Raw genomic sequence first — 20,392 nt, 5'->3', positions numbered from 1 at the left:
AAAAAAAGATGATTAAAGGACAGTTTGCAAAAAATTTACACAAAGCAGTTTCAGAGAGAGGGATTAAGCAGGTAGAGCTTGCTAAGGTGCTGGAGGTACCGCCTACTACAGTAAATGGGTGGATGAGAGGAGCCCATTTACCAGACATTGAGAAGTTAATGGAAATTTGTGATTATTTGGAAATGCCTGTAGGAGAGATGTTAGGAGATCATAGACATATTAACGATTTAGACGAGGTTAAGCATCTTATGGATGTATCGCTTAAACAGAAAGCCTATATTGAAAATTTAGAGGCGGAGCTTAATGAGTGTAAAATGTTAAATAATCAGCTTATGAGCGATCTGGATGCAGATGAGGGGCTTGCAGAAATTTGTGTGAATGAGTTTATTGCAGATACCATAAAGGCTGTAAAAGACGCTGGCGTAAAGAAGATTACGGTTGAGTTTTGATAAAGAAAAAGAGCCAGCTTTTGCAGGCTGGCTCCATCCAGAGGATTACTCCTCTTTAAGATTTTGTAGCTCATTGATGCGTTGAGCTAATCCCTTAAGTAGCTCCAGATCCTTATCTGATAGTGAGATAGATAGCTTAAATAAATCGTATAGAGAGGGCTTACTCTCTAAGATCTTTGAGATTAAAGCAGGATCAGTAGAAAACTTTTCCTGTGAGAAAATCTCTGGATCTCTTAGGAGATCCGTAGCATCTATCCCTAGATAAGTTGCTACAGCCTCAATCCTATCCATTCTAGGAGTGTTCTTTCCAGTACACCATTGAGAAACTGTAGAGGAGCTGTAGTGGAGATCGTTGATTAGATCTTGCTGAGTTTTACCTTTTACCGCTAGGTAGTAGGTAAGTGCTTTAGCAAATGTACTCATTGTTTTTACACCTCCTCTCCTTTGAGGGATAAGTTAATTATACAGTATTACAGAGAAAAAGTAAAGTAAAACAGAGATAAAACTCTGTAAAACAGAAAATTAGGTATTGACATCTCTGTAAAACAGGATTATATTATAATTGTTCTCTGAGAAACAGAGAGAACACAGAGGGGGTACTCCCCTCATATATTTTTGCTATCAATCTCTATTAAACAGAGAATGATATACAATAAAACAGAGATAAAGGAGGTACAAGCTAATGAATTTAGCAGAGTTAAAGGAGGCTTATAAAGCCAGAAAGTTAGCCTTAGACAGTGCAAAGAAAGAGGAGGAGAAATACAAGGCACTCCTTAAGGATGCGATGTTAGAGGCTGGAGAAAGTGATTACACGGATGAGGCTGGATACCGCTTTGAGCGAATTGTGCAGGAGCGTAAGAGCATGGATGAGGAAAAGCTCTTAGCAGAACTCCATGAGAGAAACCTTACTAGCTGTATCGCAACTAAAGAGGTTGTAGATGAGGATGCAACTCTTAAGGCGGTAGAGGCTGGAGAGTTGCCACAGGAAGTATTAGCAGATGCCTTAAAGGTAACAGAGGTAGTAATGCTTAAGCTCACAGCTCCTAAAAAGGCAAAGGCTAAAAAGTGATAACGATCTGGAAAACTCCAATAGTAGCCACAGTAGAGCAGGTACTTAAGGATCTTAAGCTCCAGCTCTACGGAGCAGGGCTACTTAAGGAGATTAAAAACACAGGATCGGATCTTATGTGTACTTGCCCTTTTCACGCAAACGGTAAGGAGCATAACCCATCTTGCGGAGTGCTCCTACAGCAAAAGGTAACAAAGGATAAGACCTACGAGGCTGGTACGGTGCATTGCTACACCTGTGGATACACAGCGGATCTACCTCAGTTTGTAGCAGATCTGTTAGGGCTGAGTAGCCCAGTAGAGGGCTTTAAGTGGCTAGTAAATCAGTACAACTACCAGACGGAGGAGAGAGAGCTCCCAGATCTGGATATGTACAGAGGATCCATAGCTAAATCCTCAGTACTGGAGGAGAGCTTAGTAAAGCAGTACACACAGAACCTCCTACAGAGTGAGGAGGCGTGTAGGTACTTACATAAAAGGCGGATAGCTAACTGGGTGTTAGAGGCTTATGAGCTGGGGTTTGATCCAGAGGATAAAACAGTACTTTTCCCTGTAAGGGGCATGGATGGGAAAGTGATCTTTTACAAAGGCAGGAGCATAGCTGGAAAGCATTTTTATAACGCAAAAGAGGTAGATAAAACCTCCGTAGTGTTTGGGCTCTGGGAGATCCTTAACGGATCTTTTAGCTGGGGTACAGCGGATCAGATAGAGGAGGTTTGGATTACAGAGAGTGAGATAGATGCTCTCAGCCTTATCTCTTATGGAGTACCAGCGGTAGCCATCATGGGATCACATATCTCAGAGGAGCAGTGTAAAGAGCTGGAGCGTACACCTTTTAGGCGGTTCGTACTTGCCACAGATAACGATGATGCAGGGAGAAAAGGAGCCTCCCAGATCAAGAGGTTACTGATACCTAAAGGTTTTCGGTTTATCAACCTCAAATGGCATACGAGCCTAAAGGACATTAACGATCTTGTCAAAGAGTACGGAGATGGCTGGAAAGACCATCTCACAGGATATTAAAGGAGGAAAACAGGATGAGTAAAGGATTTATTACAGGAACAAATGAGGAACTTATTAAAGCGTACAAAGAGAGTAGAGATGAGAGCTATCTTAAAGAGCTCATAGAGGCTAACAAGGGGCTTATTAACCTTTTGGTATCCCCTTATTTAACCTCTATCCCTAATTCTGAGTTAGAGGATCTTACAAGTGAGAGTTATATACCGATGCTTAGAGCTATAGAGGATTACGATCCAGAGCAGGGAGTAGCTTTTTCTACTCTCCTTAAGGTTTATGTACGTCAGCACCTTAACCGTTTATACAACGAGGCTACACGCCAGAAAAGATTTACAGGTACCACTCCAGATAGCTTAGATCGGTTATCTGAGATCAATAAAGAGGGTGGTACAGAAACAGATAGCACTTTTGAGGTAGAGTGTAAGGATTTTAGCTCTGTAGAGTTTATGGATCTCTTAGATAGTTTACAGCTCAATGATAAGGAGCAGGTAGCGGTAAATATCCTCATGGCTGGAGGAGCTAAGGGAGAGATTGCTAAGGCTCTTAATATTACTAATGCTACCGTGAGCTGGCATATCAAGAACCTTAAAAAGAAATTTATTTTAGCTGGTTATCAATATGCTGTCTAAATAATCTGGGCGGATGTGATTAAGTTATTTATCACGAAAAGCGAGGAGGTAAGCGGTATGAGTAGTTTAAGAACCCTGTTAGCCATCTTAAAAGGAGAGGCTGTAGTGCTTACTAAAAAGAGTGAGCATAAGGCGGATGTGCTGGTAGGAAAGAATGTGGATAAGCGTTTTGCTATCAACAGCATGGTAGGAGCTGTAAAGGCTTTGATGCTGTAGTTATAGAAAAAAAATAATCAAGGAAAAACAGGAGGATACAGAAATGGGATTACAGGATCTTATTAACAAGTATGACAATGGAGGATTTTCTAAAACAGGCTGGTTTCAGTTAAAGGATGATGGAGATACAGCTACAGTACGCCTCCTCCATAAGGGCGAGGTAGGAGTAAAGGATGGAGAAACAGATTATGATTTTCCCATCTACGAGGTACACAAATTAGATGTAGACGGTAGCGGTAGAGATCGTACTTGCCTCTGTAAAGGAGAGAGCTGTGAGTTTTGTAAGAGTGGTAATAAGCCTCAGCTTAGAATGTTCTTACAGATGATTAACAAGGATGAGAAAGATAAGGATAAGCAGGTACAGCTCTGGGAGAGAGGCTTAACAGATATTAAGAACCTTATCGGCTTAGCTGGAGAGTACGGAGATCTCACTAAGAGAGATATTAAGATTAAGAGATCTGGAGCAAAGGGTAGCCTTAAGACTACATACCAGTATTTCCCTAAGGATCCTAGTGAGATGGAGATCCCAGAGCCTCAGAACTTAGTAGGCTCACTTATCTTAGATCTGGATCGTGAGGATCAGATTAAGGCTATCGAGGGTAGATTACAGCTTAACAAGGGTAACAATAACGATAGTAACAATGACAGCGGAGCAGGAGCTACAAGAGTATTTTAAGTAAGTTGTAATCTCTTGGCAGACAAAACATAAAGGAGCGGATTGATAGGTATAAGTGTGAATGTGAGTGTTTACCGCCTAAATATATCCTAACATACAGAAAATGGGCTCATTGAGAGAGAACCTCTATAAAGCTGGGAAATGAGGTAAGAGTGAGGGGTAAAATTAAGAGCCCCTCACGTTTTTTTTTTAACAGGAGGATACAGGATGGCAAGAGAGATAAAGGTAGATATGAGTAGAGAGAGCGTGGATCTGGAGGATCTTAGTAGTAGATTAGCTCATAAAAAAGTATGTAATATAAATTTGAAAAGAAACCAGAATACCTTACTTAAAGGGCTGGAGGTAATAAATGAGCTGGTAAAGAGCGGTAGGCTCCATGCTGAGGGAGAGTATGAGATTATCCGTACTCCAGAGAGGCTTAAGGAGGTAATGGAAACCTACTTAACTGGAGTAAGTGAGTATGTACTGGATGTGGAAACTACAGGGCTGGATGTGTATAACGATATTTTAGTAGGTATCTGTTTATATAATCCAGATCTCCCTAGTTTCTATGTACCGTTTAATCATACGGATCTCCAGAATAAGAGAGTTGAGGGGCAAATGACAGAGGAGGAGTGTAAGGCGGTTATGCTCCCTTATCTGGCTAACGGATCCCTTAAGTGCATCAATCATAATATTAAGTTTGATGATAAAGTAGTTACTTTCCAGTGGGGGCAGAGGATCGCTAATGTATGGTGGGATACTAATATAGCTGGATGGGTACTCAATGAGAATGAGAAACACGGATTAAAACCGATGTATAACAAGTATATCCTCAATGGGGAGGGCTCAGATGAGGATTTTGGAGATCTCTTTGAGGGTATCCCGTGTAACTATATTCCTATTGATATTTTTGCTATTTATGGAGCTAACGATGGTTTTAAAACATGGGCTCTGTATCAATTCCAGAAAAAGTATCTTAGAGAGGATCATCCGAGAGCAGACTACAGAAAGCTCTATCATGTGTTTAGAGATATTGAGATGCCTCTTATTGATGTTTGTATGGATATGGAGCTTAGAGGTGTAGAGATCCGTGAGGATTATGCTAAGGAGCTCTCTGTAAAATTTAATGCAGAGATGGCGGAGAAAGAAAAGCTCTGTGATGAGTATGTAGCTAAGTTTGATAAGTTTATAGAAGAAAATCCTACTCTTATGAGATTAACTAAGGGTACTAAGAAAATCAATTATAACAGCCCTCAGCAGGTGGCTTGTTTATTCTATGATATTTTCAAACTGAAAAGCGTATCCAGAAAAGAGCCGAGAGGCACAGGAGATAAGATAGTACAACAGCATAGAAACAAGGCTAAAAAGGCAGGTACTAAAAAGGGAGAGGAGTTTATCCAGTTTTTAGATAACTACCAGAGATACAAAGAGTGCGGAAATCTCTTAGGAACTTACATAGATAAGATCCCAGAGGTTAAGTGTGCTAAGACTAATGCAGTACATACCACATATAACCAGTATGGAGCTAAAACAGGTAGATTTAGTAGCTCTGATACAGTTACTAAGATCAACCTCCAGAACATCCCTAGCCATGAGAAAAGCATCCGTAAGATCTTTAGAGCCAGAGATGGTTATAAGTTTGTGGGAGGAGATTTTAGCCAGATTGAGCCACGAGTACTCTCTTATGTATCTGGAGATGAGGCTATGCAGGAGGCATACAGAGAGGGTAAAGATCTGTATGCTATCATGGGATCTAAGGTGTACGGTGTGCCTTATGAGGATTGTAGAGAGTTTTATCCAGATGGTACGGTAAATGCTGAGGGTAAACACAGGCGTACAACTATGAAAAGTGTACTCTTAGGTATCATGTATGAGCGTGGAGCTAAAGCCATCGGAGAGCAGTTTGACAGATCCGCAGAGTGGGCTCAGAAACTTATTGATGATTTTTATAAGAGTTTTCCTAAGATCCAACAGCTCCGCCTTAAGGTAGAGAAGATGGCGGAGGAGTACGGATATGTAACTACTATACAGGGCAGAAAGAGAAGATTGCCAGAGATGCAGTTACCAGATCACGATGATTACCGCTATCAAGAGGCTCACAGGCAGAGCCTTAACGCTGTAATACAGGGATCCAGTGCGGATATTATGAAATTAGCTATGATTGCTATTTACAATGATCCACAGTACAAGGCTCTGGATTGCCACATGGTAATAACCGTACACGATGAGTTAATCATGGAGGTACCAGAGGATCATATTAAGGAGGGAGCAGATCTCTTAGTAAATACTATGAAAAGAGTAGGACACAGCCTAATAGATCTCCCTATGAGCGTAGATGCTGAGGTAAATGATTATTGGTACGGAGAAAACTTAGCGGATGATTATTTAGAGGAGGAGTAGAGCCTATGGGATATTTTCCTTTACCAGAGCTAAAGGGTAAGCCTAACAGGATCTTTGTAGATGGTAAAACTCTAAATCAGATAGCTAAGGAGAGCGGTATAAGGCTGGATACCGTACAGCATAGATATAGCAGAGGTATAAGAGATTATGAGGGCTTAACAAAGCCCTCTCATATCAGAGTAGAGCACGAAAAGACACAGAGGAAAACCTACTCTATAATGAGTGCTGGAGAGAGAGTAATGGAGAGGATCTGGGAGCTGGATATACCTCTCCAGACTATCTCCGATAAAACAGGGATAAGTAGATCCACAATATACGCCTTTTTATACAACGGTACAGATCTTAGCAGTATGAGGCTTGCTAAGATCTGTAGCCTTTTAGGATTATCAATGGATTATGTGATGGGATTAAAGGAGAAACCAGATGGCAAAATGTAAATACTGTGGAGCTGAGGTAGCAATAGGGGCGAGATGTACATATTGTGGCAGTAAGGCGGAGAGCTGGTACTATTCTGGAGAAGAAAAGAAACAGGAGCCTAAAAAGAAGAAAGCCTTACATGATAGAGTAAGAGATTTGTTTAATGGAAAGATCTATATTGTAAAAAAGGGAGATTGCCTCTGGAATATCGCTAAAAATTTGTATGGATCTGGAGCAGAGTATTACAGGTTAGTAAAGTTAAATAATATACAGGATCCTAACCATATAGAGGTAGGCTGGAAACTGTATTATTAAGGAGGATAATTAAGATGAGTGTGTTAAGTAACAGAGTTGTTTTTAATGATGAGTGGGATGACATACAGAAAGATCCACTTTTTGAAAAAGAGATAAGTAAGAGAGTTGGTGTTATTGTTAAAGATGGGAGAATTTTAGAGGGGTGTAGGTATGAGTTTGATACTAATAGGTGGATGTATGGGTTATATCAAATTCCTAATACTCAGATTGTAAAATGGTTTTATATGGAGGAGGAAAATATTGAGGTATAAAGTATATGATGAGGAAGATAAGAAAGAGAGAACTCTGGAGGAGTGCGTAACTCCGTTAGAGGTAGGATCTGTAAGGAGAGTACAGGTTAAAAAGGGAGATACAAGAGAGGTACACCACTTTAGAGTACTGGAGGAATTAAAAGCATGAGAGTGTATATAGCTGGAGCTATGACAGGAGTGTTTAAGTATAAAGAGAAATTTATTGAGGCTGAGGAGTATATAAGAGGGCTGGGGCATATAGTACTTAATCCCTCATTTTTACCAGAGGGGCTCTCAGATTATTACGAGATCAATAAGGCTATGATAGATCAATGTGATGCTATTTATGTTCTTTTGAATTATGAAAACTCTAAGGGTACAAAGAAAGAGATTGAGTATGCAGAGAGTACAGGTAAGCAGGTAATTTATCAGAATAGTACAGAGGTAAGAGATCAGAACGGTAACTCATGGAGCTGGGTAAATAGACCTTTAGGGTATAGTGATTATCCTATAGGATATGGTAATTACTGGGAGTATCCGTGGAGAAGATGTTGGTAAAAATTTAATCTAAAGAAACCTCCTTTATGTGATTAGGATCGATCAAAACATAAAGGAGGTTTTTCTATTGAAAGTAGATATTTTTAACACAGAAAACAAGTATAAGATAATCTATGCAGATCCAGCATGGCTGTATAGAGATAAGGCGGTAGCAGGAGGGAGAGGGGCTGGATGCCATTATACAGTAACCAGATTAGAGGATATAAAGGCTCTCCCTGTAGAAAAGTTAGCAGATGATGATAGTGTGCTTTTTATGTGGGTTACAATGCCATTTTTAGAGGAGGCTTTTGATGTGATGAGATCATGGGGATTTGAGTATAAAACCTGTGCTTTTACATGGATAAAGCAGAATAAGAAAGCAGATACTCTCTTTTGGGGTATGGGTAATTGGACTAGAGCTAATGCGGAGTTATGTTTATTAGGTGTAAGAGGAAAGCCTAAGAGAATGGATGCAGGAGTACATAGTGTAATTATGAGCCACATAGAGGAGCACAGTAAAAAACCAGCGGAAACAAGAGATAGAATTGTAAAGTTAATGGCAGGGGGGGGGCTACCTAAAATAGAGCTCTTTGCAAGACAGTGTATAGATGGATGGGATTGTTGGGGAAATGAGGTATAAGAATTGTAGGAGGTGTAAAAAGCCTCCTCTTTTTTTTATCTAAATTTACTTACCGTTTGTGATTAGGTTACTTATCAATCAAAACAGGAGGATCAAGGATGGTAAGACAGATTAAAAGAAAATGGAGAAGATTTTACAGAACTCATAGAGAGGGCTGTGAGTTGGTAGGAGATTTTATTGGAGCTGTAAGTATTTTTGTAGTTTTATTTGAGCTCTATATCATCGGAGTTATGTTAGGAGGTCACTAATGGGATTAAAGAGCTTAATAGCAGTAGCACAAGGAAAAAATGCAGAGAGCGTATCCTTTGAGGATAAGTTTCTTAAAAATTATGAGGAGGCTGTAAAGGCTAAGGAGCTGGAGGAGAGGCAGATAGCCCCATCTGAGTATATCCGCCCATCCTCTATGTATGGCTGTGAGCGTATGTTATTTTTCCAGAGAGTACATGGAGGCTCCCAGAATGGAGAGCAGAGTGAGGTAAATCTTATTGAGATATGCCAGAGCGGTACAGATAGGCACTTAGACATACAGCACATAGTAGAGCGTATGGAGGGTGTAGAGTGCTTAGATCTGGAGGAAATGGTAAAAGAGGCACAGGCTAAAGGCATTAAAACAGAGTTTGTAGGCTGGAATGAGGATCACACAGAGGGCAGATGTAAAAATGATGAGCTTTCTATTTATTTCCAGCCAGACGGAGTTATTAGATTTAATGGTAAGGATGTAATCTTAGAGATTAAAACAGAGAGTACTTATCAGTTTAGTAACCGTTATGAGCCTAAGGCGGATCATAAGTGGCAAGCTACTTGTTACGGTATGGGGCTGGGGATAGATTATATCCTTTTCTTTTATGAGGATAGAAATTTCTGTAAAAAGAAACCGTACCTCTGGAAAATAACCGATGAGATGAAACAGGCAGTACTTAACAAGATACGAACTGTAAACAATGCTTGTAAAACAGGGATCCCTCCAGAGAAAGATGATAGCAAGTGTACATACTGTAGATATAAAAATGAGTGTGCTTTAGTGGATGCTGGTAAGTGGGTACATCCTAACCCTCCAGAAAAGCCTCAGACAGCCAAGAAAGATACAAACAGAAAAAAGGCTAATAAGTCTACAGGTAAAAAGAAAAAAGCCTCTACAGGGCAAAATACAGCGTTGAGAGCGGTATGTGGTAACTGTGAGCATTGTGGTAGAGAGATAGGAGCTTACTACTGTAGCATTGATAGAGAGGGATCTATGTATGTAGATCGCAGAAAGAAATGTAAGTTTACTCCTAGCAGATTTAAGGGGGTACAGGATGGCAAGTAATAACATCGGTAAAACCTTTGAGCAGGAGTTTAAGGAGTGTGTACCTCCAGATTATTACCTGTACCGCCTAAAGGATGATACAAGCGGATTTTATGGAGTATCTAATCCATGTGATTATATCCTGTTTAGATCTCCTTATCTCTTTATGGTAGAGCTTAAAACCCATAAGGGAAAGAGCATACCGATAGCTAAGATCAGACCTAACCAGATACAGGGGATGGAGAAAGCTACTCACTATGAGGGAGTGTATGGAGGCTTTTTAATCAACTTTAGAGAGCTGGAGGAAACATATTACATAACCGTACAGGATGTGATCCAGTTTACTCAGGCGGAGGAGAGAAAGAGCATACCTGTAGAGTGGTGCAGGGATCACGGAGTAAAGATAGGACAGAAAAAGAAAAGAGTGAGATACAGCTACGATCTGGAGAGCTGGTTAAGTAGATATTTTGGAGGTGTGAAATGAAAGTAACTCAGTGTACAGGAGAGGGGCAGGGATCATGTAAGAGATGCTCCGATAAGGGAAAGTGGAATAGAAATTGGATGTGCTTTTTATACAAGATTGAGGGCTATGAGGGTTGTTATTGCTCTGATTGTGTAAAAGAGATCAAAGCAGAGGCAGGTGTAGAGGATGGTACAGAGCGATAAGTTAAAGAAAATCATAGCAGAGGTAAAAGAGGAGAGCTCCCCTGTAATAACCCTCTCAAATGAGTTAATAGCAGATTTTAGTAAGGAGCTTGATAGTGCTATCTCAGAGCTGGATATGATTATGGAAAGCATCGGAGAAAACTCTATAGAGGATATACCAGATAGCCAGATAGAGTACTACTGTGTTAAGATCCCAGCTCTTATGTACTATGCAGGGCAGAGAGTAGAGGAGCTGGGTATGCAGGTAGATCTAGCCTCTAACGCTAAGAAAAGTGCTCAAAATGAGGCGATGGTAAAAGTATCTGGTACTGTGCAGGAGAAAAAAGCCAGAGTAGAACAGCTCACGGAGGATAAAGCCTTAGTAGAGGCTATTTACCGTAGAGCTTATAACAGCCTCAAAGTTAAGTTAGAGATGGCTGAGAAGATCTACAGCGGATTAAAGAAATCTCTCTCAAAGAGGATAGCAGAGGTAGATCTGGATAGATTTAGTAAGGATAAATATACCAGAGAGCCAGAGGATCCTATGGAGGATTAAGCCTATGGAGCGGTGGGCTTATGAGTACTTTAGGAGACAAGCCATAGAGGATAGATGTAAGCAGGAGGCACAGTGGCTAATAGATAATCCTAAGGACAGTATCCGTAAAGTGGCTAGAGAATTTTGTATCAGTAAGAGCCAGTTACATAGGGATCTCCATGAGCTCAGAAATATAGATGATGATCTCTATGTACAGTGTAGAAATATTTTAAGGAGGCACAGAAGAAGTGGAGGAAAAGTTAGATAAGTTTTTAGCATATCTGGAGGAGAACGGAGTAGAGATCTCTGGAGAAACAGCTTTTAAGTGTGATGATGGGATTGTACTTTTTAGCCCTAATGAGGGAGGCGGAGTAGATATAACCATTATCAGAAATGTAGTTGATTTAAATTATAACTTAGGTATCACGGATGCGGATGTAAACCTCTTTAATACAGAGGTAGGGATTATGCAGGAGTTAGGAGGAGAGCAGTAATGGAGTGTTGCGGTACTTGCGGTAATAATTGTTACGATGGTGGAGAGTTTGTATGTAGCTGTGAGGCTAGTGATGCTTACGGATGCCCTACAGCTTATAACGATACTTGTAATGAGTGGTGTGAGAAAGGAGATAATTAAAATGACAGGAAAAGAGTATGTAGAGTTAGCTATGAGAACTAATGACGGTAACGCAACAGGTAGGATCGAAAAGGCTATTGAGCTTTTACATAGACCAGATAAGCCTAAGTGCTTTAAGCCTGTAGTAGAGGATCTGGGAGGAGTGCTTAACGGATGCTTAGGGCTTGCAGGAGAGGCAGGAGAAACTCTGGATATGATTAAAAAGTGGATTTTCCACGAAAAGGATCTTGATAGAGAGCATCTTAAAAAAGAGCTGGGAGATGTAATGTGGTATATGGCTATGATCTGTTATAGTTTTGGTTTCGATTTGGATGAGATCCTCCAGATGAATATTGATAAGCTCAAAGCCAGATACCCAGAGGGATTTGATACAGAGAGAGAGCTAATCATAGAGCGGAGGGAGATATTTAATGGCGGAGATAGATAACCTCATAGCTGAGGTAAATAAGAAATACAAAACGGATATAATCCGTAAAGCATCGGATCTTAAGGGGATAGAGTTTATCCCCTACACCTCTCCTATGATGAATTACTTAACCAGAGGAGGAGTACCTGTAGGGAGGATCATAGAGCTAGTAGGATTGCCTCAGAGTGGAAAAACTACTACAGCTCTGGATATTATCTCTAATTTCCAGAAAAAGTATACAGATAAGTACTGTGTATATCTGGATGCAGAAAACACGATAGATAAGGAGTGGGGAGAAACTCTGGGGGTAGATTGGAGTAAGGTAATACTTATCCAGCCAGAGAGTGAGTACGGAGAGGAGCTCTTAGATATGCTCTTAGACTACATAAGATCTGGTAAGATCGGCTTAGCAGTATTAGATAGTGCTCCCTTTATTATCCCTAAAGCAGTACAGGAAAAAGGCTTAGATGAGAAAAGCTATGGCGGTAACAGTGCTCTTATGAAAGCCTTTTGTGATAAGGCGGTACCGCTTTGTAAGAAAGTGGAGTGTACTTTTCTCCTCATCAATCAGTTAAGAGAAAATATAGGAAATCCATACAAGCCTTTTAAGATCCCGTGTGGTACAGCTATAGCTCATGCGTGCTCACAGATCTTATGGTTTACAAAGGGATCCTTACTGGATGAGAAGTATAAAGAGGTAAGTAGCGGATATGCTAACCCTAGTGGTAATCTGGTAAGCGTGAAAGTGGAGAAAAATAAGGTTACTAAAAATGATCGTAGGCTCCAGACTTACACACTTAACTATAGTACAGGAGTGGATGAGATTAAGGATACCTTAGATCTGGCTATTATGCTGGGGATCATCTCACAGGCTGGGGCGTGGTTTAAGGCTATTCTTAAAGACGGTAAAGAGCAGAAAATGCAGGGCTTTAATGGAGTGCAGGAGTTTTATTATAACGATCTGGAGGAGCTGGAGTATCTTAGAAAACAGGTATATGAGGCAGGGATGGTATGAGAGAAATAGAGGAAACCTTAGCACATAACCTTAGAGAGGTAAGAGAGAAAAAGGGCTACACTCTAAAAGATGTGGTAAAAGGTACAGGATATACAGAGGTAAGTATAAGTAGATGGGAAACAGGTACACGGATCCCTAAGGCTACAGTACTTTACAATCTGGCTAAATTCTATGGAGTATCTGTAGATAGATTTTTCTGGAAATAAGAGCAGGAGGAGGCAGTAAAAAGCCTCCTCTATTATTTTATACAGGGGTTATATAAAAAGTAATTGACATTATTATATAGGGGGGTGTATATTATAAGTGAGGTAAGGAACTAGATACGAACTGAAAGAGAGGTAAACAATATGAGATATAAAAACAGTGATGATAACAGATACAGAGTACAGTTTATGAGATCTACAGAGGAGCTTATGGATCAGCTTACAGTTAAAGAGTTTATCTCTTATCTGGAAGAAAACGCAGAGTTTGAAGATTACACAGTAGAGTACATTGATAAGAAATGTGTTAAGTGTAGAGCCTATGATCTCACAGAGGAAAACAGCAAGCTCCATAAGGAGTTTTTAGTAACAGAGGATGGTAGAGTATTTTACTGGAGATCCTTAATCAGCAAGATTGAGCTGGTAGATGCTGAGGAAGAAAAACAGGAGGTAAGTAAGATGGTTATTAAGAGATTAAAAGGAGCTAAGTTTGGTACAGATAGAATAGCTAGAGTAGTTACAGGATATGCCCTCTATGAGGAGGGCAAGGGCTACATAGCTTTTAGCTCAGATAGAGATGAGTTTGGTATTTTAGCTCCATATATTCCCTGTGGAGGGAAAAGAGCTTTACAGAGTATTTTAGATGCTGGAGGCTTTTGTAGCTTTGATGGTATGGAGTATGTACAGGAGTTGGGAGCCTAAGGGCTCCCAGATCGGAGGGAAATATGTTTACAGTTTATCTTAAGAGTGCTGGAGGCACAAAGAAATACTTTACAGAGTTTGAAACAGAGGCGGAGGCTGAGAGCTTTTGTAGAGAGTATGGCTGGGAGTGGGTAGATGAGAATGAGTTTGTATGGGATATGGATTATGAGGAGGCGTAAAGATGGCTAAGATCGTTTATCTGAGAACCGATAAAAACGGTACTAAGTATTATGCTAATTACACTTGCCCTAGATGTGGAGGAGCTGGAGGATCTGATAAATGGGCTTTTACAGGCTGGACTTGTTATGAGTGCGGAGGAACTGGAGAAAGACCTACTCCAGTTATTGAAAAAGAATATACTCCAGAGTATAGAGCTAAGCTGGATGAGAGAGCTAGAAAGAGAGCAGAGGCTAAGAGGGCTAAGCAGGTAGAGGAGTTTAATAACAATCGTTTAGCAATAGCTGAGAAATACGGATTTAATCCAGAGGGTAAGATCTATGTAGTAACAGGTAACACCTATGAGATCCGTGAGGAGCTTAGGGAGGCAGGAGCAAAGTATAGAGGAGGGATTAACTGGTATTTCTTAGAGAAACAGGATAGATACCCTACAATAGAGCTTAGTTATGAGGAGTGCCTTAATATCTATCCAGAGTACGGTACAATGAGCTGGAAAGACCTTACAGAGGTACAGGCAGTACTTAACAGTAAGATCCCTACAGAGGAGGATCCTAGCCAGTATGTGGGGCAGGTAGGAGAGAGGTTAGATCTGGTAGTAACTTTTAAGAAAAGATCTACTTATGAGATCCCTAGCTATGCAGGATGGGGTACAGATACGGTAGGGATCAATGTATTTAGAGATGATGCTGGTAACTGTTTTATCTGGAAAAGCACCTCAGCATTTTTCAACATAGCGGAGGGATCACAGGTAAGATTGAGAGGAACTGTAAAGGAGCATAGCGACTATAAAGGCACTAAGCAGACTATATTACAGAGATGTAAAGTGGGTGCGGTAAAATTATAAAGACAAGGGAGGAGTTAATTAACTCCTCCATAAGGAGGGCTAAGAGATGAGTATACACGGAGTAAATGCTAGACAGCTCCAGATAATAAGTATCCTTAAGGAGGCTAAGTGTACAAATACAGCGGAGCTACAAGAGGAGTTAGGAGTATCTAGGAGAACACTTAGAACGGATATAGCGTATCTAAAGAGAGTGTATCCAGATAAGTTAATAACCCACAGAGGCAGGTATACAGGCGGTTTAGAGTGGGTAGAGTAGGAGGAGCATATGGATCTAATAGAAAGAGTAGAAAGCTATAAAGTGTTATTTAAGGAGTGTAAAGCTTTGGAGCCTGTTAGTATGGCTCTGGCAAATGGTTATAAATCCGCTACACCTCTCCAGAGATTGGAGATAATCAGAGAGCTAGATACAGAGCTAGCGGAGGTATATAGCGTAGAGATCCCTGTTATTACAGCGTGGGTAAGAGATGATAACTATGTACACTCTACAAAGGAGATTTTCTTAGGGGAGCCATCCTTAGAGGGTTTTCTCCATCAATTTAGGCACCACTTACAAAATAAGGCAAGGGAGCCACAGTATAAGTATTTACTGGTAGAGAATGATCCTAAGGCGGATTACAGGATCCCTTATAAGGATTGTGTGTACAGGATGTATGGGGAGGATGATGCTAGAGCATGGGCTAGGATGGTTATTGAGTTAGCCTCATAAATGAGTTATAATATAACCACTATATAAAAAGGTAGGTGGTTACATGATAAAGAGATTGAGCGTAATAATAGCTTTAGGTATTGCACTATCCTTATCAGCCTGTGGAAATACAGCTAAGGTAAATGAGCCCATAGAGGCGGAGAAAGTAACGGAGGCTATAGAAAGTACCCCAGAGGTAACAGAGGAGCCAGAAACAGCTACAGAGGAGGCGGAGGAGCTATCTGTAATCTATGCAGACGATGAGGAGATCAATTTATATCTGAATAGGTATAATGAGGTTAATGTGGGGCAGGAGATAACAGCGGATCAGTTTGAGCCCTATAAGCATCATGGTAGTGTACATAAAAATCAGATAAAACTCAAAACAGAGGAAACTACTATATCAGCTACAGGAACTAAGGTAACAGTATACTTAGAGTGTAAGGATCTGGAGCAGTATAAGGAGGCGTTTCTGAGATTTGTAAAGCCTTTTAGTGATACCGATATAGAGAAATGCTGGGAGCAGGTTTTAGCGGATGCTACAAGGGTTATAGAGTTTGACGGATTTAGTACAGAAACCAGTAAATTTAATGGAAATATAGAGTATATGAGTATCTATGGATCTATAGAGTAGGAGGCGGATTATATGAAAATCGGAGTAAGAAAACCTAGCCTTAAAAAGGCTATCAAAGCAAGTACTACAGGTAAGGCTAAAAGAGCGGTAAAGAAAGCAGTCAATCCTCTGTATGGTAAAAAGGGTGTAGGGCTGGCAAAGAACCCTAAGAGAGCTGTAAAAAATGCTGTATATAAGAAAACTACAGTAGGAGTAAAAGATTTACTCAAATAGGAGGGCTTAATGGATGAGCGTATAAAAGAGCTGATAGATTATATAAAAATGTTACAGGTAGCCTTAGAGTGTAGCACAGATCCAGAGGATATAGAGGCGGATAATCTAGTGGATGCTATTTGGGAGAGTAAGATGGAATTAAAAGAGCTGGGATATGTTGGATGGGAGGATTTATAGGAGGTATATATGGATAATGAAAAGCAGAAACAGGAGGTAATAGACTTTCTGGAGAATACCTACACAGGGGCTAAAATGATGGGAGATGAGGAGGTAATGCTGAGAGCCTCCAGAGCACTCTTAGCATTTAAGGCAGATGTGCATAAGGATATTTTCATAGAGGAGAATGTGCTGGAGTTTTAATACCAGAAAGAGAGAGAGGATCTTAGGATCCTCTTTTTTTTTTATTCTAAAAATACTTACCGATTGTGATTAAGTTAAGTATCTGAAAAAGAGAGGAGGATCCGATGAGGAGAGAAGATTTAGAGGAGCGTTTGGATACTGAGGTAACAGTTACGCTTTTTGATGGAAGTGAGTACACAGGAGTACTTAGACAGTGCGGAACAGATTATGTAAGAGATAATGATAATTTATTTCTGGTAGGTAGAAAGTATTACTTTGTAGAGATGGATTATGGTATTTCCTGTATTTTTAGATGTTCCCATGTAAAAAGATGCAAGTATACAGGAGGAGCAGGATGATAAAAGCTAGATACATAGGGGTAGAGTGTGAGCTCCAGAGCGGTAAGGTGTATCCGATTAAAACCAGATGCACAGGAAATAAACTGGTGGTATCGGTAAGAGCTTATAAGTTTGAGTATAACTCTCTGGAGGAGTTTCTTAAGCGGTGGAAAGTAGAGGCGGTATATCATGGGCAGAGCTGAGAGGCGTAGGCTTGAAAAGCAGAAAGGTAAGCAGGTAAAAACCTATAATCTAACCAGATCACAGCTCCATAATGCAGTAAGGCAGGTAACAGAGGAGGATCTTAAGAGGATCAAACAGGAGGCTATGGAGGATGCCATAAATACAGCTATGACATTATTCTTAGTACTCCCTATGGAGGTACTCATGGATCATTACTGGAAAAAGACCTATGCAAAGAAGATACCAGAGTTTACAGAGCTGGTATTACAGTACTATGAACGCTGGCAAAATGGAGAGCTAGATATGGATGAGATGAAAAAGGATCTCTGGGAGTATGGCGGAGTGAGATTAGAAGAAAGAGAGGCGGAGTAATGTTTGGATATGTATTACTTGTGATTTTAGTAACAGCAGGAGTAACTCTAGTAGAGAGCTTTTTAATAGCTTTTGTAGCTGGATTGTTAGGGATTGGAGTTTCTTTTAAGGTTATTTTCTTTGTGATGTTTGTTATCAATTTCTTTATAAGGGGAGGCAGTAGTAAGTAAATGAAAAAGAAAATTAAGGATTGTACATTTAAGGAGTTTACAGGGTGGGCTAACGCTAGAGCCTGTGATGGTAGATGGAGTATGTTAGATGCTATGAATAGTATAAGTGTAATTAGTATGGTATATGAGGTAAAGCCTCTTTTCTTTAGAGGCAGGGTTAGAGAGGCTTTATGGAGAAAACTTAGGGATCAGTATTTAAACATGGAGGCAGAGATAGAGATTGAAAGATAGTACAAGAGCTAAGAGCTCAAAACAGGAAAAGCGTATAGCTAAGGCTATAGGAGGTAGGCAGGTAGTAGGATCTGGATCTACTCCATTTTTAAAGGGGGATGTAATAGCAGGAGATCTATTTATAGAGGCAAAAACAAAGATGAACCCTAGCCAGAGTATTACAGTAAAAAAGAGCTGGATAGATAAGGCTAAGGAGCAGAGCTTAGCTATGAGAAAATCCGATTATGCAATAGCTGTATCTTTTGGAGATCCTAAAGATTATTACCTCATTGAGGATAGTTTTATGGAGGAGCTCTTAAAGGCAAGAGAGGCAGTAAAGCAGGTACAGGAGATCCCTTTTGAGGATATTCTAAACGGAGCAGTAGGAGATATAGAGTTAGGCTGGAATAGAGCCATAGACAAAGTAAGAAGAACTATAGAGGAGGTATATGAGTAATATGTGTAAAATTAGAGAGATGAACTTAGAAACAGCTAAGTATTATGGATATGAGGCACAGAGTAACCAGTTAGTAGAGGAGTGTGCAGAGCTTATACAGGCGGTAAACAAGTACCGCAGAGTAGAAACAGGCTTAGGACAGCCTGTAGCGGAGGATAAAAAGGCTATTGCCAGAGATAACTTAGTAGAGGAGATCGCAGATGTAGAGTTAATGCTGGAGCAGGTAAAGTATCTCCTCCAGATCCCAGAGGATGAGCTCTTAGCGGTTAAGACCTTTAAGGTAAACCGTACTAGAGAAAGAATGGAAAACAGTAAATAAAATATTTTTCAAAAACTATCTAAATTTTCCTCATATTGAGGATTAAGTTATTTATCAATAAAAATAACACACACAGAAAAGGAGAAAAATCTATGAGAGCATTTAAAGGATTTAACAAGGATCTTACCTGTAGAGGTTATCAGTATGAGGAGGGTAAGGAATTTCACACAGAAAGAGCGGAGTGCTGTGATACAGGTTTTCACGCTTGCGAGTATCCGTTAGATTGTTTTGGATATTATGATCCAGCACATAGCGTATACCATGAGGTAGAGTTATCTGGAGAGATGGATAAGAGCGGAGATAATACTAAGGTATGTGCTACTGATATTAAGATCGGAGCTAGATTATCTATTGCAGGATTTGTAAAGATGGCTATTGATTTTACTATGAGTAAGGTAAACAAAGAGGCAGGATCAGACGAGCGACACGGTTTTGCATCTGCTACAGGGGATTATGGAGCCTCATCTGCTACAGGGGATTATGGAGCCTCATCTGCTACAGGGGATTATGGAGCCTCATCTGCTACAGGGGATTATGGAGCCTCATCTGCTACAGGGGATTATGGAGCCTCATCTGCTACAGGGAATTGTGGAGCCTCATCTGCTACAGGGTATAAAGGAGCCTCATCTGCTACAGGGGATTATGGAGCCTCATCTGCTACAGGGGATTATGGAGCCTCATCTGCTACAGGGGATTGTGGAGCCTCATCTGCTACAGGGAATTGTGGAGCCTCATCTGCTACAGGGGATTGTGGAGCCTCATCTGCTACAGGGGATTATGGAGCCTCATCTGCTACAGGGGATTGTGGAGCCTCATCTGCTACAGGGAATTGTGGAGCCTCATCTGCTACAGGGGATTATGGAGCCTCATCTGCTACAGGGGATTGTGGAGCCTCATCTGCTACAGGGGATTATGGAGCCTCATCTGCTACAGGGGATTATGGAGCCTCATCTGCTACAGGGAATTGTGGAGCCTCATCTGCTACAGGGGATTGTGGAGCCTCATCTGCTACAGGGAATTGTGGAGCCTCATCTGCTACAGGGTATAAAGGAGCCTCATCTGCTACAGGGGATTATGGAGCCTCATCTGCTACAGGGAATTGTGGAGCCTCATCTGCTACAGGGTATAAAGGAGCCTCATCTGTTAGTGATCCTACTGGTGTAGCGGTTGCATGGGGGCATGAGGCAAGAGCTAAGGGCTGTAAGGGAGCTCATCTTATCCTCTCTGATTGGAAATATGTAGGAGCCAGATATAGCGATGGAGATTATATGGATCCTTATGATAAGGAGAGTTGGGAGCTCACAGGAGCTAAGATGATAGTAGTAGATGGAGAGAATATTAAAGAGGATACATACTACCGCTGTATCGAGGGAGAAATTGTAGAAGTAACAGAAGATGGAGAGATCGTAGAGGAATAATACAGAGAGTGGTACATTTTGTAAGAAAAGATGTA

Annotated in this window: 42 protein-coding genes; 41 read left to right on the top strand and 1 reads right to left on the bottom strand. The window is 40.6% G+C overall.

Translation table 11 applies throughout. From position 1 onward, the window contains the following. Positions 1-8: 8 nt before the first annotated feature. Positions 9-449, top strand: a complete 441-nt coding sequence (locus EUBELI_RS10335) for a helix-turn-helix domain-containing protein (protein WP_012744506.1) — start codon at positions 9-11, stop codon at positions 447-449. Between the two features lie 45 nt (positions 450-494). Here the strand turns inward: EUBELI_RS10335 and EUBELI_RS10330 are convergent, their stop codons facing one another. Continuing rightward, positions 495-872: a helix-turn-helix domain-containing protein gene (locus EUBELI_RS10330; RefSeq protein WP_012744505.1), complete on the bottom strand. Its 378-nt coding sequence runs from the start codon at positions 870-872 to the stop codon at positions 495-497. Between the two features lie 259 nt (positions 873-1,131). Between EUBELI_RS10330 and EUBELI_RS10325 the strand changes: the two genes are divergently transcribed. The 40 genes from EUBELI_RS10325 (at position 1,132) to EUBELI_RS10170 (ending at position 20,357) form a co-directional block, all read left to right on the top strand. Continuing rightward, positions 1,132-1,518, top strand: a complete 387-nt coding sequence (locus tag EUBELI_RS10325; RefSeq protein WP_012744504.1) for a hypothetical protein — start codon at positions 1,132-1,134, stop codon at positions 1,516-1,518. After that, the gene (locus EUBELI_RS10320; RefSeq protein WP_012744503.1) at positions 1,515-2,540 is read left to right on the top strand and encodes a toprim domain-containing protein; all 1,026 of its coding nucleotides are present in this window, start codon (positions 1,515-1,517) and stop codon (positions 2,538-2,540) included. Before EUBELI_RS10325 ends, EUBELI_RS10320 begins: the two co-directional genes overlap by 4 nt. Before the next feature lie 14 nt (positions 2,541-2,554). Further along, positions 2,555-3,163: a sigma factor gene (locus tag EUBELI_RS10315; protein WP_012744502.1), complete on the top strand. Its 609-nt coding sequence runs from the start codon at positions 2,555-2,557 to the stop codon at positions 3,161-3,163. A gap of 57 nt (positions 3,164-3,220) precedes the next feature. After that, entirely contained in the window at positions 3,221-3,379 is a 159-nt protein-coding gene (locus EUBELI_RS14445; RefSeq protein WP_015517536.1) for a hypothetical protein, read from the top strand. A 43-nt stretch (positions 3,380-3,422) separates the two neighbouring features. Continuing rightward, positions 3,423-4,055 (top strand): hypothetical protein, encoded by a 633-nt coding sequence (locus EUBELI_RS10310; protein ID WP_012744500.1) that lies wholly within the window; start codon positions 3,423-3,425, stop codon positions 4,053-4,055. Positions 4,056-4,262: 207 nt separating this feature from the next. Next, positions 4,263-6,437 (top strand): DNA polymerase, encoded by a 2,175-nt coding sequence (locus EUBELI_RS10305; protein ID WP_012744499.1) that lies wholly within the window; start codon positions 4,263-4,265, stop codon positions 6,435-6,437. A 5-nt stretch (positions 6,438-6,442) separates the two neighbouring features. Continuing rightward, a complete protein-coding gene (locus EUBELI_RS10300; protein WP_012744498.1) occupies positions 6,443-6,874 on the top strand; it encodes a helix-turn-helix domain-containing protein in 432 nt (143 codons plus the stop codon). Continuing rightward, entirely contained in the window at positions 6,861-7,169 is a 309-nt protein-coding gene (locus EUBELI_RS10295) for a LysM peptidoglycan-binding domain-containing protein (RefSeq protein ID WP_012744497.1), read from the top strand. Before EUBELI_RS10300 ends, EUBELI_RS10295 begins: the two co-directional genes overlap by 14 nt. Before the next feature lie 14 nt (positions 7,170-7,183). Next, complete coding sequence (locus tag EUBELI_RS10290; RefSeq protein ID WP_012744496.1) at positions 7,184-7,420, top strand: hypothetical protein; 237 nt, start codon at positions 7,184-7,186, stop codon at positions 7,418-7,420. Then, positions 7,410-7,568 (top strand): hypothetical protein, encoded by a 159-nt coding sequence (locus EUBELI_RS14440; RefSeq protein WP_012744495.1) that lies wholly within the window; start codon positions 7,410-7,412, stop codon positions 7,566-7,568. The genes EUBELI_RS10290 and EUBELI_RS14440 overlap by 11 nt, the downstream gene beginning before the upstream one ends. Beyond that, a complete protein-coding gene (locus tag EUBELI_RS10285; protein WP_012744494.1) occupies positions 7,565-7,957 on the top strand; it encodes a DUF4406 domain-containing protein in 393 nt (130 codons plus the stop codon). The genes EUBELI_RS14440 and EUBELI_RS10285 overlap by 4 nt, the downstream gene beginning before the upstream one ends. Before the next feature lie 67 nt (positions 7,958-8,024). Continuing rightward, a complete protein-coding gene (locus EUBELI_RS10280; RefSeq protein WP_179965438.1) occupies positions 8,025-8,576 on the top strand; it encodes an MT-A70 family methyltransferase in 552 nt (183 codons plus the stop codon). Positions 8,577-8,674: 98 nt separating this feature from the next. Then, a complete protein-coding gene (locus EUBELI_RS14435; RefSeq protein WP_012744492.1) occupies positions 8,675-8,824 on the top strand; it encodes a hypothetical protein in 150 nt (49 codons plus the stop codon). After that, positions 8,824-9,882 carry a CRISPR-associated protein Cas4 gene (locus EUBELI_RS10275; RefSeq protein WP_012744491.1) on the top strand — a complete coding sequence of 353 codons (1,059 nt, stop codon included), beginning with the start codon at positions 8,824-8,826 and terminating at the stop codon, positions 9,880-9,882. Before EUBELI_RS14435 ends, EUBELI_RS10275 begins: the two co-directional genes overlap by 1 nt. After that, positions 9,872-10,345, top strand: coding sequence for a Holliday junction resolvase RecU (locus tag EUBELI_RS10270; protein WP_012744490.1), 474 nt, complete (start codon positions 9,872-9,874; stop codon positions 10,343-10,345). The genes EUBELI_RS10275 and EUBELI_RS10270 overlap by 11 nt, the downstream gene beginning before the upstream one ends. Further along, entirely contained in the window at positions 10,342-10,527 is a 186-nt protein-coding gene (locus EUBELI_RS10265; protein WP_012744489.1) for a hypothetical protein, read from the top strand. The genes EUBELI_RS10270 and EUBELI_RS10265 overlap by 4 nt, the downstream gene beginning before the upstream one ends. Next, positions 10,511-11,062 (top strand): hypothetical protein, encoded by a 552-nt coding sequence (locus tag EUBELI_RS10260; protein ID WP_012744488.1) that lies wholly within the window; start codon positions 10,511-10,513, stop codon positions 11,060-11,062. The genes EUBELI_RS10265 and EUBELI_RS10260 overlap by 17 nt, the downstream gene beginning before the upstream one ends. Before the next feature lie 4 nt (positions 11,063-11,066). Next, positions 11,067-11,309 (top strand): sporulation transcriptional regulator SpoIIID, encoded by a 243-nt coding sequence (locus tag EUBELI_RS10255; protein ID WP_012744487.1) that lies wholly within the window; start codon positions 11,067-11,069, stop codon positions 11,307-11,309. Further along, positions 11,290-11,535, top strand: coding sequence for a hypothetical protein (locus tag EUBELI_RS10250; RefSeq protein WP_012744486.1), 246 nt, complete (start codon positions 11,290-11,292; stop codon positions 11,533-11,535). The genes EUBELI_RS10255 and EUBELI_RS10250 overlap by 20 nt, the downstream gene beginning before the upstream one ends. Continuing rightward, on the top strand, positions 11,535-11,675 hold the full coding sequence (locus EUBELI_RS14430; RefSeq protein ID WP_165437549.1) for a hypothetical protein: 141 nt from the start codon (positions 11,535-11,537) through the stop codon (positions 11,673-11,675). The genes EUBELI_RS10250 and EUBELI_RS14430 overlap by 1 nt, the downstream gene beginning before the upstream one ends. A 1-nt stretch (position 11,676) precedes the next feature. Beyond that, complete coding sequence (locus EUBELI_RS13755) at positions 11,677-12,102, top strand: nucleoside triphosphate pyrophosphohydrolase family protein (RefSeq protein WP_148231378.1); 426 nt, start codon at positions 11,677-11,679, stop codon at positions 12,100-12,102. Next, positions 12,086-13,096 (top strand): P-loop NTPase family protein, encoded by a 1,011-nt coding sequence (locus tag EUBELI_RS10240; RefSeq protein ID WP_012744484.1) that lies wholly within the window; start codon positions 12,086-12,088, stop codon positions 13,094-13,096. The genes EUBELI_RS13755 and EUBELI_RS10240 overlap by 17 nt, the downstream gene beginning before the upstream one ends. Further along, a complete protein-coding gene (locus EUBELI_RS10235; RefSeq protein WP_012744483.1) occupies positions 13,093-13,302 on the top strand; it encodes a helix-turn-helix domain-containing protein in 210 nt (69 codons plus the stop codon). The genes EUBELI_RS10240 and EUBELI_RS10235 overlap by 4 nt, the downstream gene beginning before the upstream one ends. A gap of 141 nt (positions 13,303-13,443) precedes the next feature. Beyond that, on the top strand, positions 13,444-13,998 hold the full coding sequence (locus tag EUBELI_RS14705; RefSeq protein ID WP_012744482.1) for a hypothetical protein: 555 nt from the start codon (positions 13,444-13,446) through the stop codon (positions 13,996-13,998). Positions 13,999-14,021: 23 nt separating this feature from the next. Continuing rightward, a complete protein-coding gene (locus EUBELI_RS14425; RefSeq protein WP_012744481.1) occupies positions 14,022-14,177 on the top strand; it encodes a hypothetical protein in 156 nt (51 codons plus the stop codon). A 2-nt stretch (positions 14,178-14,179) separates the two neighbouring features. Continuing rightward, positions 14,180-15,019 carry a nucleoside triphosphate pyrophosphohydrolase family protein gene (locus tag EUBELI_RS10225; protein WP_012744480.1) on the top strand — a complete coding sequence of 280 codons (840 nt, stop codon included), beginning with the start codon at positions 14,180-14,182 and terminating at the stop codon, positions 15,017-15,019. Positions 15,020-15,065: 46 nt separating this feature from the next. Next, entirely contained in the window at positions 15,066-15,275 is a 210-nt protein-coding gene (locus EUBELI_RS10220; RefSeq protein WP_012744479.1) for an HTH domain-containing protein, read from the top strand. A 9-nt stretch (positions 15,276-15,284) separates the two neighbouring features. Next, the gene (locus tag EUBELI_RS10215; RefSeq protein WP_012744478.1) at positions 15,285-15,725 is read left to right on the top strand and encodes a hypothetical protein; all 441 of its coding nucleotides are present in this window, start codon (positions 15,285-15,287) and stop codon (positions 15,723-15,725) included. 43 nt (positions 15,726-15,768) lie between these two features. Then, a complete protein-coding gene (locus tag EUBELI_RS10210) occupies positions 15,769-16,338 on the top strand; it encodes a hypothetical protein (RefSeq protein WP_012744477.1) in 570 nt (189 codons plus the stop codon). Between the two features lie 12 nt (positions 16,339-16,350). Then, positions 16,351-16,551, top strand: coding sequence for a hypothetical protein (locus tag EUBELI_RS10205; protein WP_012744476.1), 201 nt, complete (start codon positions 16,351-16,353; stop codon positions 16,549-16,551). Positions 16,552-16,560: 9 nt separating this feature from the next. Further along, a complete protein-coding gene (locus tag EUBELI_RS14420; protein WP_012744475.1) occupies positions 16,561-16,728 on the top strand; it encodes a hypothetical protein in 168 nt (55 codons plus the stop codon). Positions 16,729-16,737: 9 nt separating this feature from the next. After that, on the top strand, positions 16,738-16,911 hold the full coding sequence (locus EUBELI_RS14415) for a hypothetical protein (protein WP_012744474.1): 174 nt from the start codon (positions 16,738-16,740) through the stop codon (positions 16,909-16,911). Between the two features lie 104 nt (positions 16,912-17,015). Next, positions 17,016-17,249 carry a hypothetical protein gene (locus tag EUBELI_RS10200; RefSeq protein WP_012744473.1) on the top strand — a complete coding sequence of 78 codons (234 nt, stop codon included), beginning with the start codon at positions 17,016-17,018 and terminating at the stop codon, positions 17,247-17,249. After that, positions 17,246-17,431 (top strand): hypothetical protein, encoded by a 186-nt coding sequence (locus tag EUBELI_RS10195; RefSeq protein WP_012744472.1) that lies wholly within the window; start codon positions 17,246-17,248, stop codon positions 17,429-17,431. The genes EUBELI_RS10200 and EUBELI_RS10195 overlap by 4 nt, the downstream gene beginning before the upstream one ends. After that, positions 17,418-17,783 (top strand): hypothetical protein, encoded by a 366-nt coding sequence (locus EUBELI_RS10190; RefSeq protein ID WP_012744471.1) that lies wholly within the window; start codon positions 17,418-17,420, stop codon positions 17,781-17,783. Before EUBELI_RS10195 ends, EUBELI_RS10190 begins: the two co-directional genes overlap by 14 nt. After that, positions 17,783-17,953 carry a hypothetical protein gene (locus tag EUBELI_RS14410; protein ID WP_012744470.1) on the top strand — a complete coding sequence of 57 codons (171 nt, stop codon included), beginning with the start codon at positions 17,783-17,785 and terminating at the stop codon, positions 17,951-17,953. Before EUBELI_RS10190 ends, EUBELI_RS14410 begins: the two co-directional genes overlap by 1 nt. Continuing rightward, positions 17,954-18,184: a hypothetical protein gene (locus EUBELI_RS10185; protein WP_012744469.1), complete on the top strand. Its 231-nt coding sequence runs from the start codon at positions 17,954-17,956 to the stop codon at positions 18,182-18,184. Continuing rightward, positions 18,174-18,620 (top strand): hypothetical protein, encoded by a 447-nt coding sequence (locus tag EUBELI_RS10180; protein WP_012744468.1) that lies wholly within the window; start codon positions 18,174-18,176, stop codon positions 18,618-18,620. The genes EUBELI_RS10185 and EUBELI_RS10180 overlap by 11 nt, the downstream gene beginning before the upstream one ends. Position 18,621: 1 nt before the next feature. After that, positions 18,622-18,939: a nucleoside triphosphate pyrophosphohydrolase family protein gene (locus tag EUBELI_RS10175; RefSeq protein ID WP_041688882.1), complete on the top strand. Its 318-nt coding sequence runs from the start codon at positions 18,622-18,624 to the stop codon at positions 18,937-18,939. A gap of 92 nt (positions 18,940-19,031) precedes the next feature. Beyond that, on the top strand, positions 19,032-20,357 hold the full coding sequence (locus EUBELI_RS10170) for a DUF7666 domain-containing protein (protein ID WP_012744466.1): 1,326 nt from the start codon (positions 19,032-19,034) through the stop codon (positions 20,355-20,357). The last annotated feature ends 35 nt before the right edge of the window (positions 20,358-20,392 follow it).

The sequence above is a fragment of the [Eubacterium] eligens ATCC 27750 genome (assembly GCF_000146185.1).
In the GTDB taxonomy this organism is placed as follows: domain Bacteria; phylum Bacillota; class Clostridia; order Lachnospirales; family Lachnospiraceae; genus Lachnospira; species Lachnospira eligens.
The sequence above is the reverse complement of the archived record's forward strand: the minus strand, read 5'-3'. Positions and strand labels throughout refer to the sequence as shown.

Coding starts and splice junctions, on each gene's coding strand:
- EUBELI_RS10335 (WP_012744506.1), top strand. CDS start 9: ATGATTAAAGGACAGTTTGCAAAAAATTTACACAAAGCAGTTTCAGAG.
- EUBELI_RS10330 (WP_012744505.1), bottom strand. CDS start 872: ATGAGTACATTTGCTAAAGCACTTACCTACTACCTAGCGGTAAAAGGT.
- EUBELI_RS10325 (WP_012744504.1), top strand. CDS start 1,132: ATGAATTTAGCAGAGTTAAAGGAGGCTTATAAAGCCAGAAAGTTAGCC.
- EUBELI_RS10315 (WP_012744502.1), top strand. CDS start 2,555: ATGAGTAAAGGATTTATTACAGGAACAAATGAGGAACTTATTAAAGCG.
- EUBELI_RS14445 (WP_015517536.1), top strand. CDS start 3,221: ATGAGTAGTTTAAGAACCCTGTTAGCCATCTTAAAAGGAGAGGCTGTA.
- EUBELI_RS10310 (WP_012744500.1), top strand. CDS start 3,423: ATGGGATTACAGGATCTTATTAACAAGTATGACAATGGAGGATTTTCT.
- EUBELI_RS10305 (WP_012744499.1), top strand. CDS start 4,263: ATGGCAAGAGAGATAAAGGTAGATATGAGTAGAGAGAGCGTGGATCTG.
- EUBELI_RS10300 (WP_012744498.1), top strand. CDS start 6,443: ATGGGATATTTTCCTTTACCAGAGCTAAAGGGTAAGCCTAACAGGATC.
- EUBELI_RS10295 (WP_012744497.1), top strand. CDS start 6,861: ATGGCAAAATGTAAATACTGTGGAGCTGAGGTAGCAATAGGGGCGAGA.
- EUBELI_RS10290 (WP_012744496.1), top strand. CDS start 7,184: ATGAGTGTGTTAAGTAACAGAGTTGTTTTTAATGATGAGTGGGATGAC.
- EUBELI_RS10285 (WP_012744494.1), top strand. CDS start 7,565: ATGAGAGTGTATATAGCTGGAGCTATGACAGGAGTGTTTAAGTATAAA.
- EUBELI_RS14435 (WP_012744492.1), top strand. CDS start 8,675: ATGGTAAGACAGATTAAAAGAAAATGGAGAAGATTTTACAGAACTCAT.
- EUBELI_RS10275 (WP_012744491.1), top strand. CDS start 8,824: ATGGGATTAAAGAGCTTAATAGCAGTAGCACAAGGAAAAAATGCAGAG.
- EUBELI_RS10270 (WP_012744490.1), top strand. CDS start 9,872: ATGGCAAGTAATAACATCGGTAAAACCTTTGAGCAGGAGTTTAAGGAG.
- EUBELI_RS10265 (WP_012744489.1), top strand. CDS start 10,342: ATGAAAGTAACTCAGTGTACAGGAGAGGGGCAGGGATCATGTAAGAGA.
- EUBELI_RS10260 (WP_012744488.1), top strand. CDS start 10,511: ATGGTACAGAGCGATAAGTTAAAGAAAATCATAGCAGAGGTAAAAGAG.
- EUBELI_RS10255 (WP_012744487.1), top strand. CDS start 11,067: ATGGAGCGGTGGGCTTATGAGTACTTTAGGAGACAAGCCATAGAGGAT.
- EUBELI_RS14430 (WP_165437549.1), top strand. CDS start 11,535: ATGGAGTGTTGCGGTACTTGCGGTAATAATTGTTACGATGGTGGAGAG.
- EUBELI_RS13755 (WP_148231378.1), top strand. CDS start 11,677: ATGACAGGAAAAGAGTATGTAGAGTTAGCTATGAGAACTAATGACGGT.
- EUBELI_RS10240 (WP_012744484.1), top strand. CDS start 12,086: ATGGCGGAGATAGATAACCTCATAGCTGAGGTAAATAAGAAATACAAA.
- EUBELI_RS10235 (WP_012744483.1), top strand. CDS start 13,093: ATGAGAGAAATAGAGGAAACCTTAGCACATAACCTTAGAGAGGTAAGA.
- EUBELI_RS14705 (WP_012744482.1), top strand. CDS start 13,444: ATGAGATATAAAAACAGTGATGATAACAGATACAGAGTACAGTTTATG.
- EUBELI_RS14425 (WP_012744481.1), top strand. CDS start 14,022: ATGTTTACAGTTTATCTTAAGAGTGCTGGAGGCACAAAGAAATACTTT.
- EUBELI_RS10225 (WP_012744480.1), top strand. CDS start 14,180: ATGGCTAAGATCGTTTATCTGAGAACCGATAAAAACGGTACTAAGTAT.
- EUBELI_RS10220 (WP_012744479.1), top strand. CDS start 15,066: ATGAGTATACACGGAGTAAATGCTAGACAGCTCCAGATAATAAGTATC.
- EUBELI_RS10215 (WP_012744478.1), top strand. CDS start 15,285: ATGGATCTAATAGAAAGAGTAGAAAGCTATAAAGTGTTATTTAAGGAG.
- EUBELI_RS10210 (WP_012744477.1), top strand. CDS start 15,769: ATGATAAAGAGATTGAGCGTAATAATAGCTTTAGGTATTGCACTATCC.
- EUBELI_RS10205 (WP_012744476.1), top strand. CDS start 16,351: ATGAAAATCGGAGTAAGAAAACCTAGCCTTAAAAAGGCTATCAAAGCA.
- EUBELI_RS14420 (WP_012744475.1), top strand. CDS start 16,561: ATGGATGAGCGTATAAAAGAGCTGATAGATTATATAAAAATGTTACAG.
- EUBELI_RS14415 (WP_012744474.1), top strand. CDS start 16,738: ATGGATAATGAAAAGCAGAAACAGGAGGTAATAGACTTTCTGGAGAAT.
- EUBELI_RS10200 (WP_012744473.1), top strand. CDS start 17,016: ATGAGGAGAGAAGATTTAGAGGAGCGTTTGGATACTGAGGTAACAGTT.
- EUBELI_RS10195 (WP_012744472.1), top strand. CDS start 17,246: ATGATAAAAGCTAGATACATAGGGGTAGAGTGTGAGCTCCAGAGCGGT.
- EUBELI_RS10190 (WP_012744471.1), top strand. CDS start 17,418: ATGGGCAGAGCTGAGAGGCGTAGGCTTGAAAAGCAGAAAGGTAAGCAG.
- EUBELI_RS14410 (WP_012744470.1), top strand. CDS start 17,783: ATGTTTGGATATGTATTACTTGTGATTTTAGTAACAGCAGGAGTAACT.
- EUBELI_RS10185 (WP_012744469.1), top strand. CDS start 17,954: ATGAAAAAGAAAATTAAGGATTGTACATTTAAGGAGTTTACAGGGTGG.
- EUBELI_RS10175 (WP_041688882.1), top strand. CDS start 18,622: ATGTGTAAAATTAGAGAGATGAACTTAGAAACAGCTAAGTATTATGGA.
- EUBELI_RS10170 (WP_012744466.1), top strand. CDS start 19,032: ATGAGAGCATTTAAAGGATTTAACAAGGATCTTACCTGTAGAGGTTAT.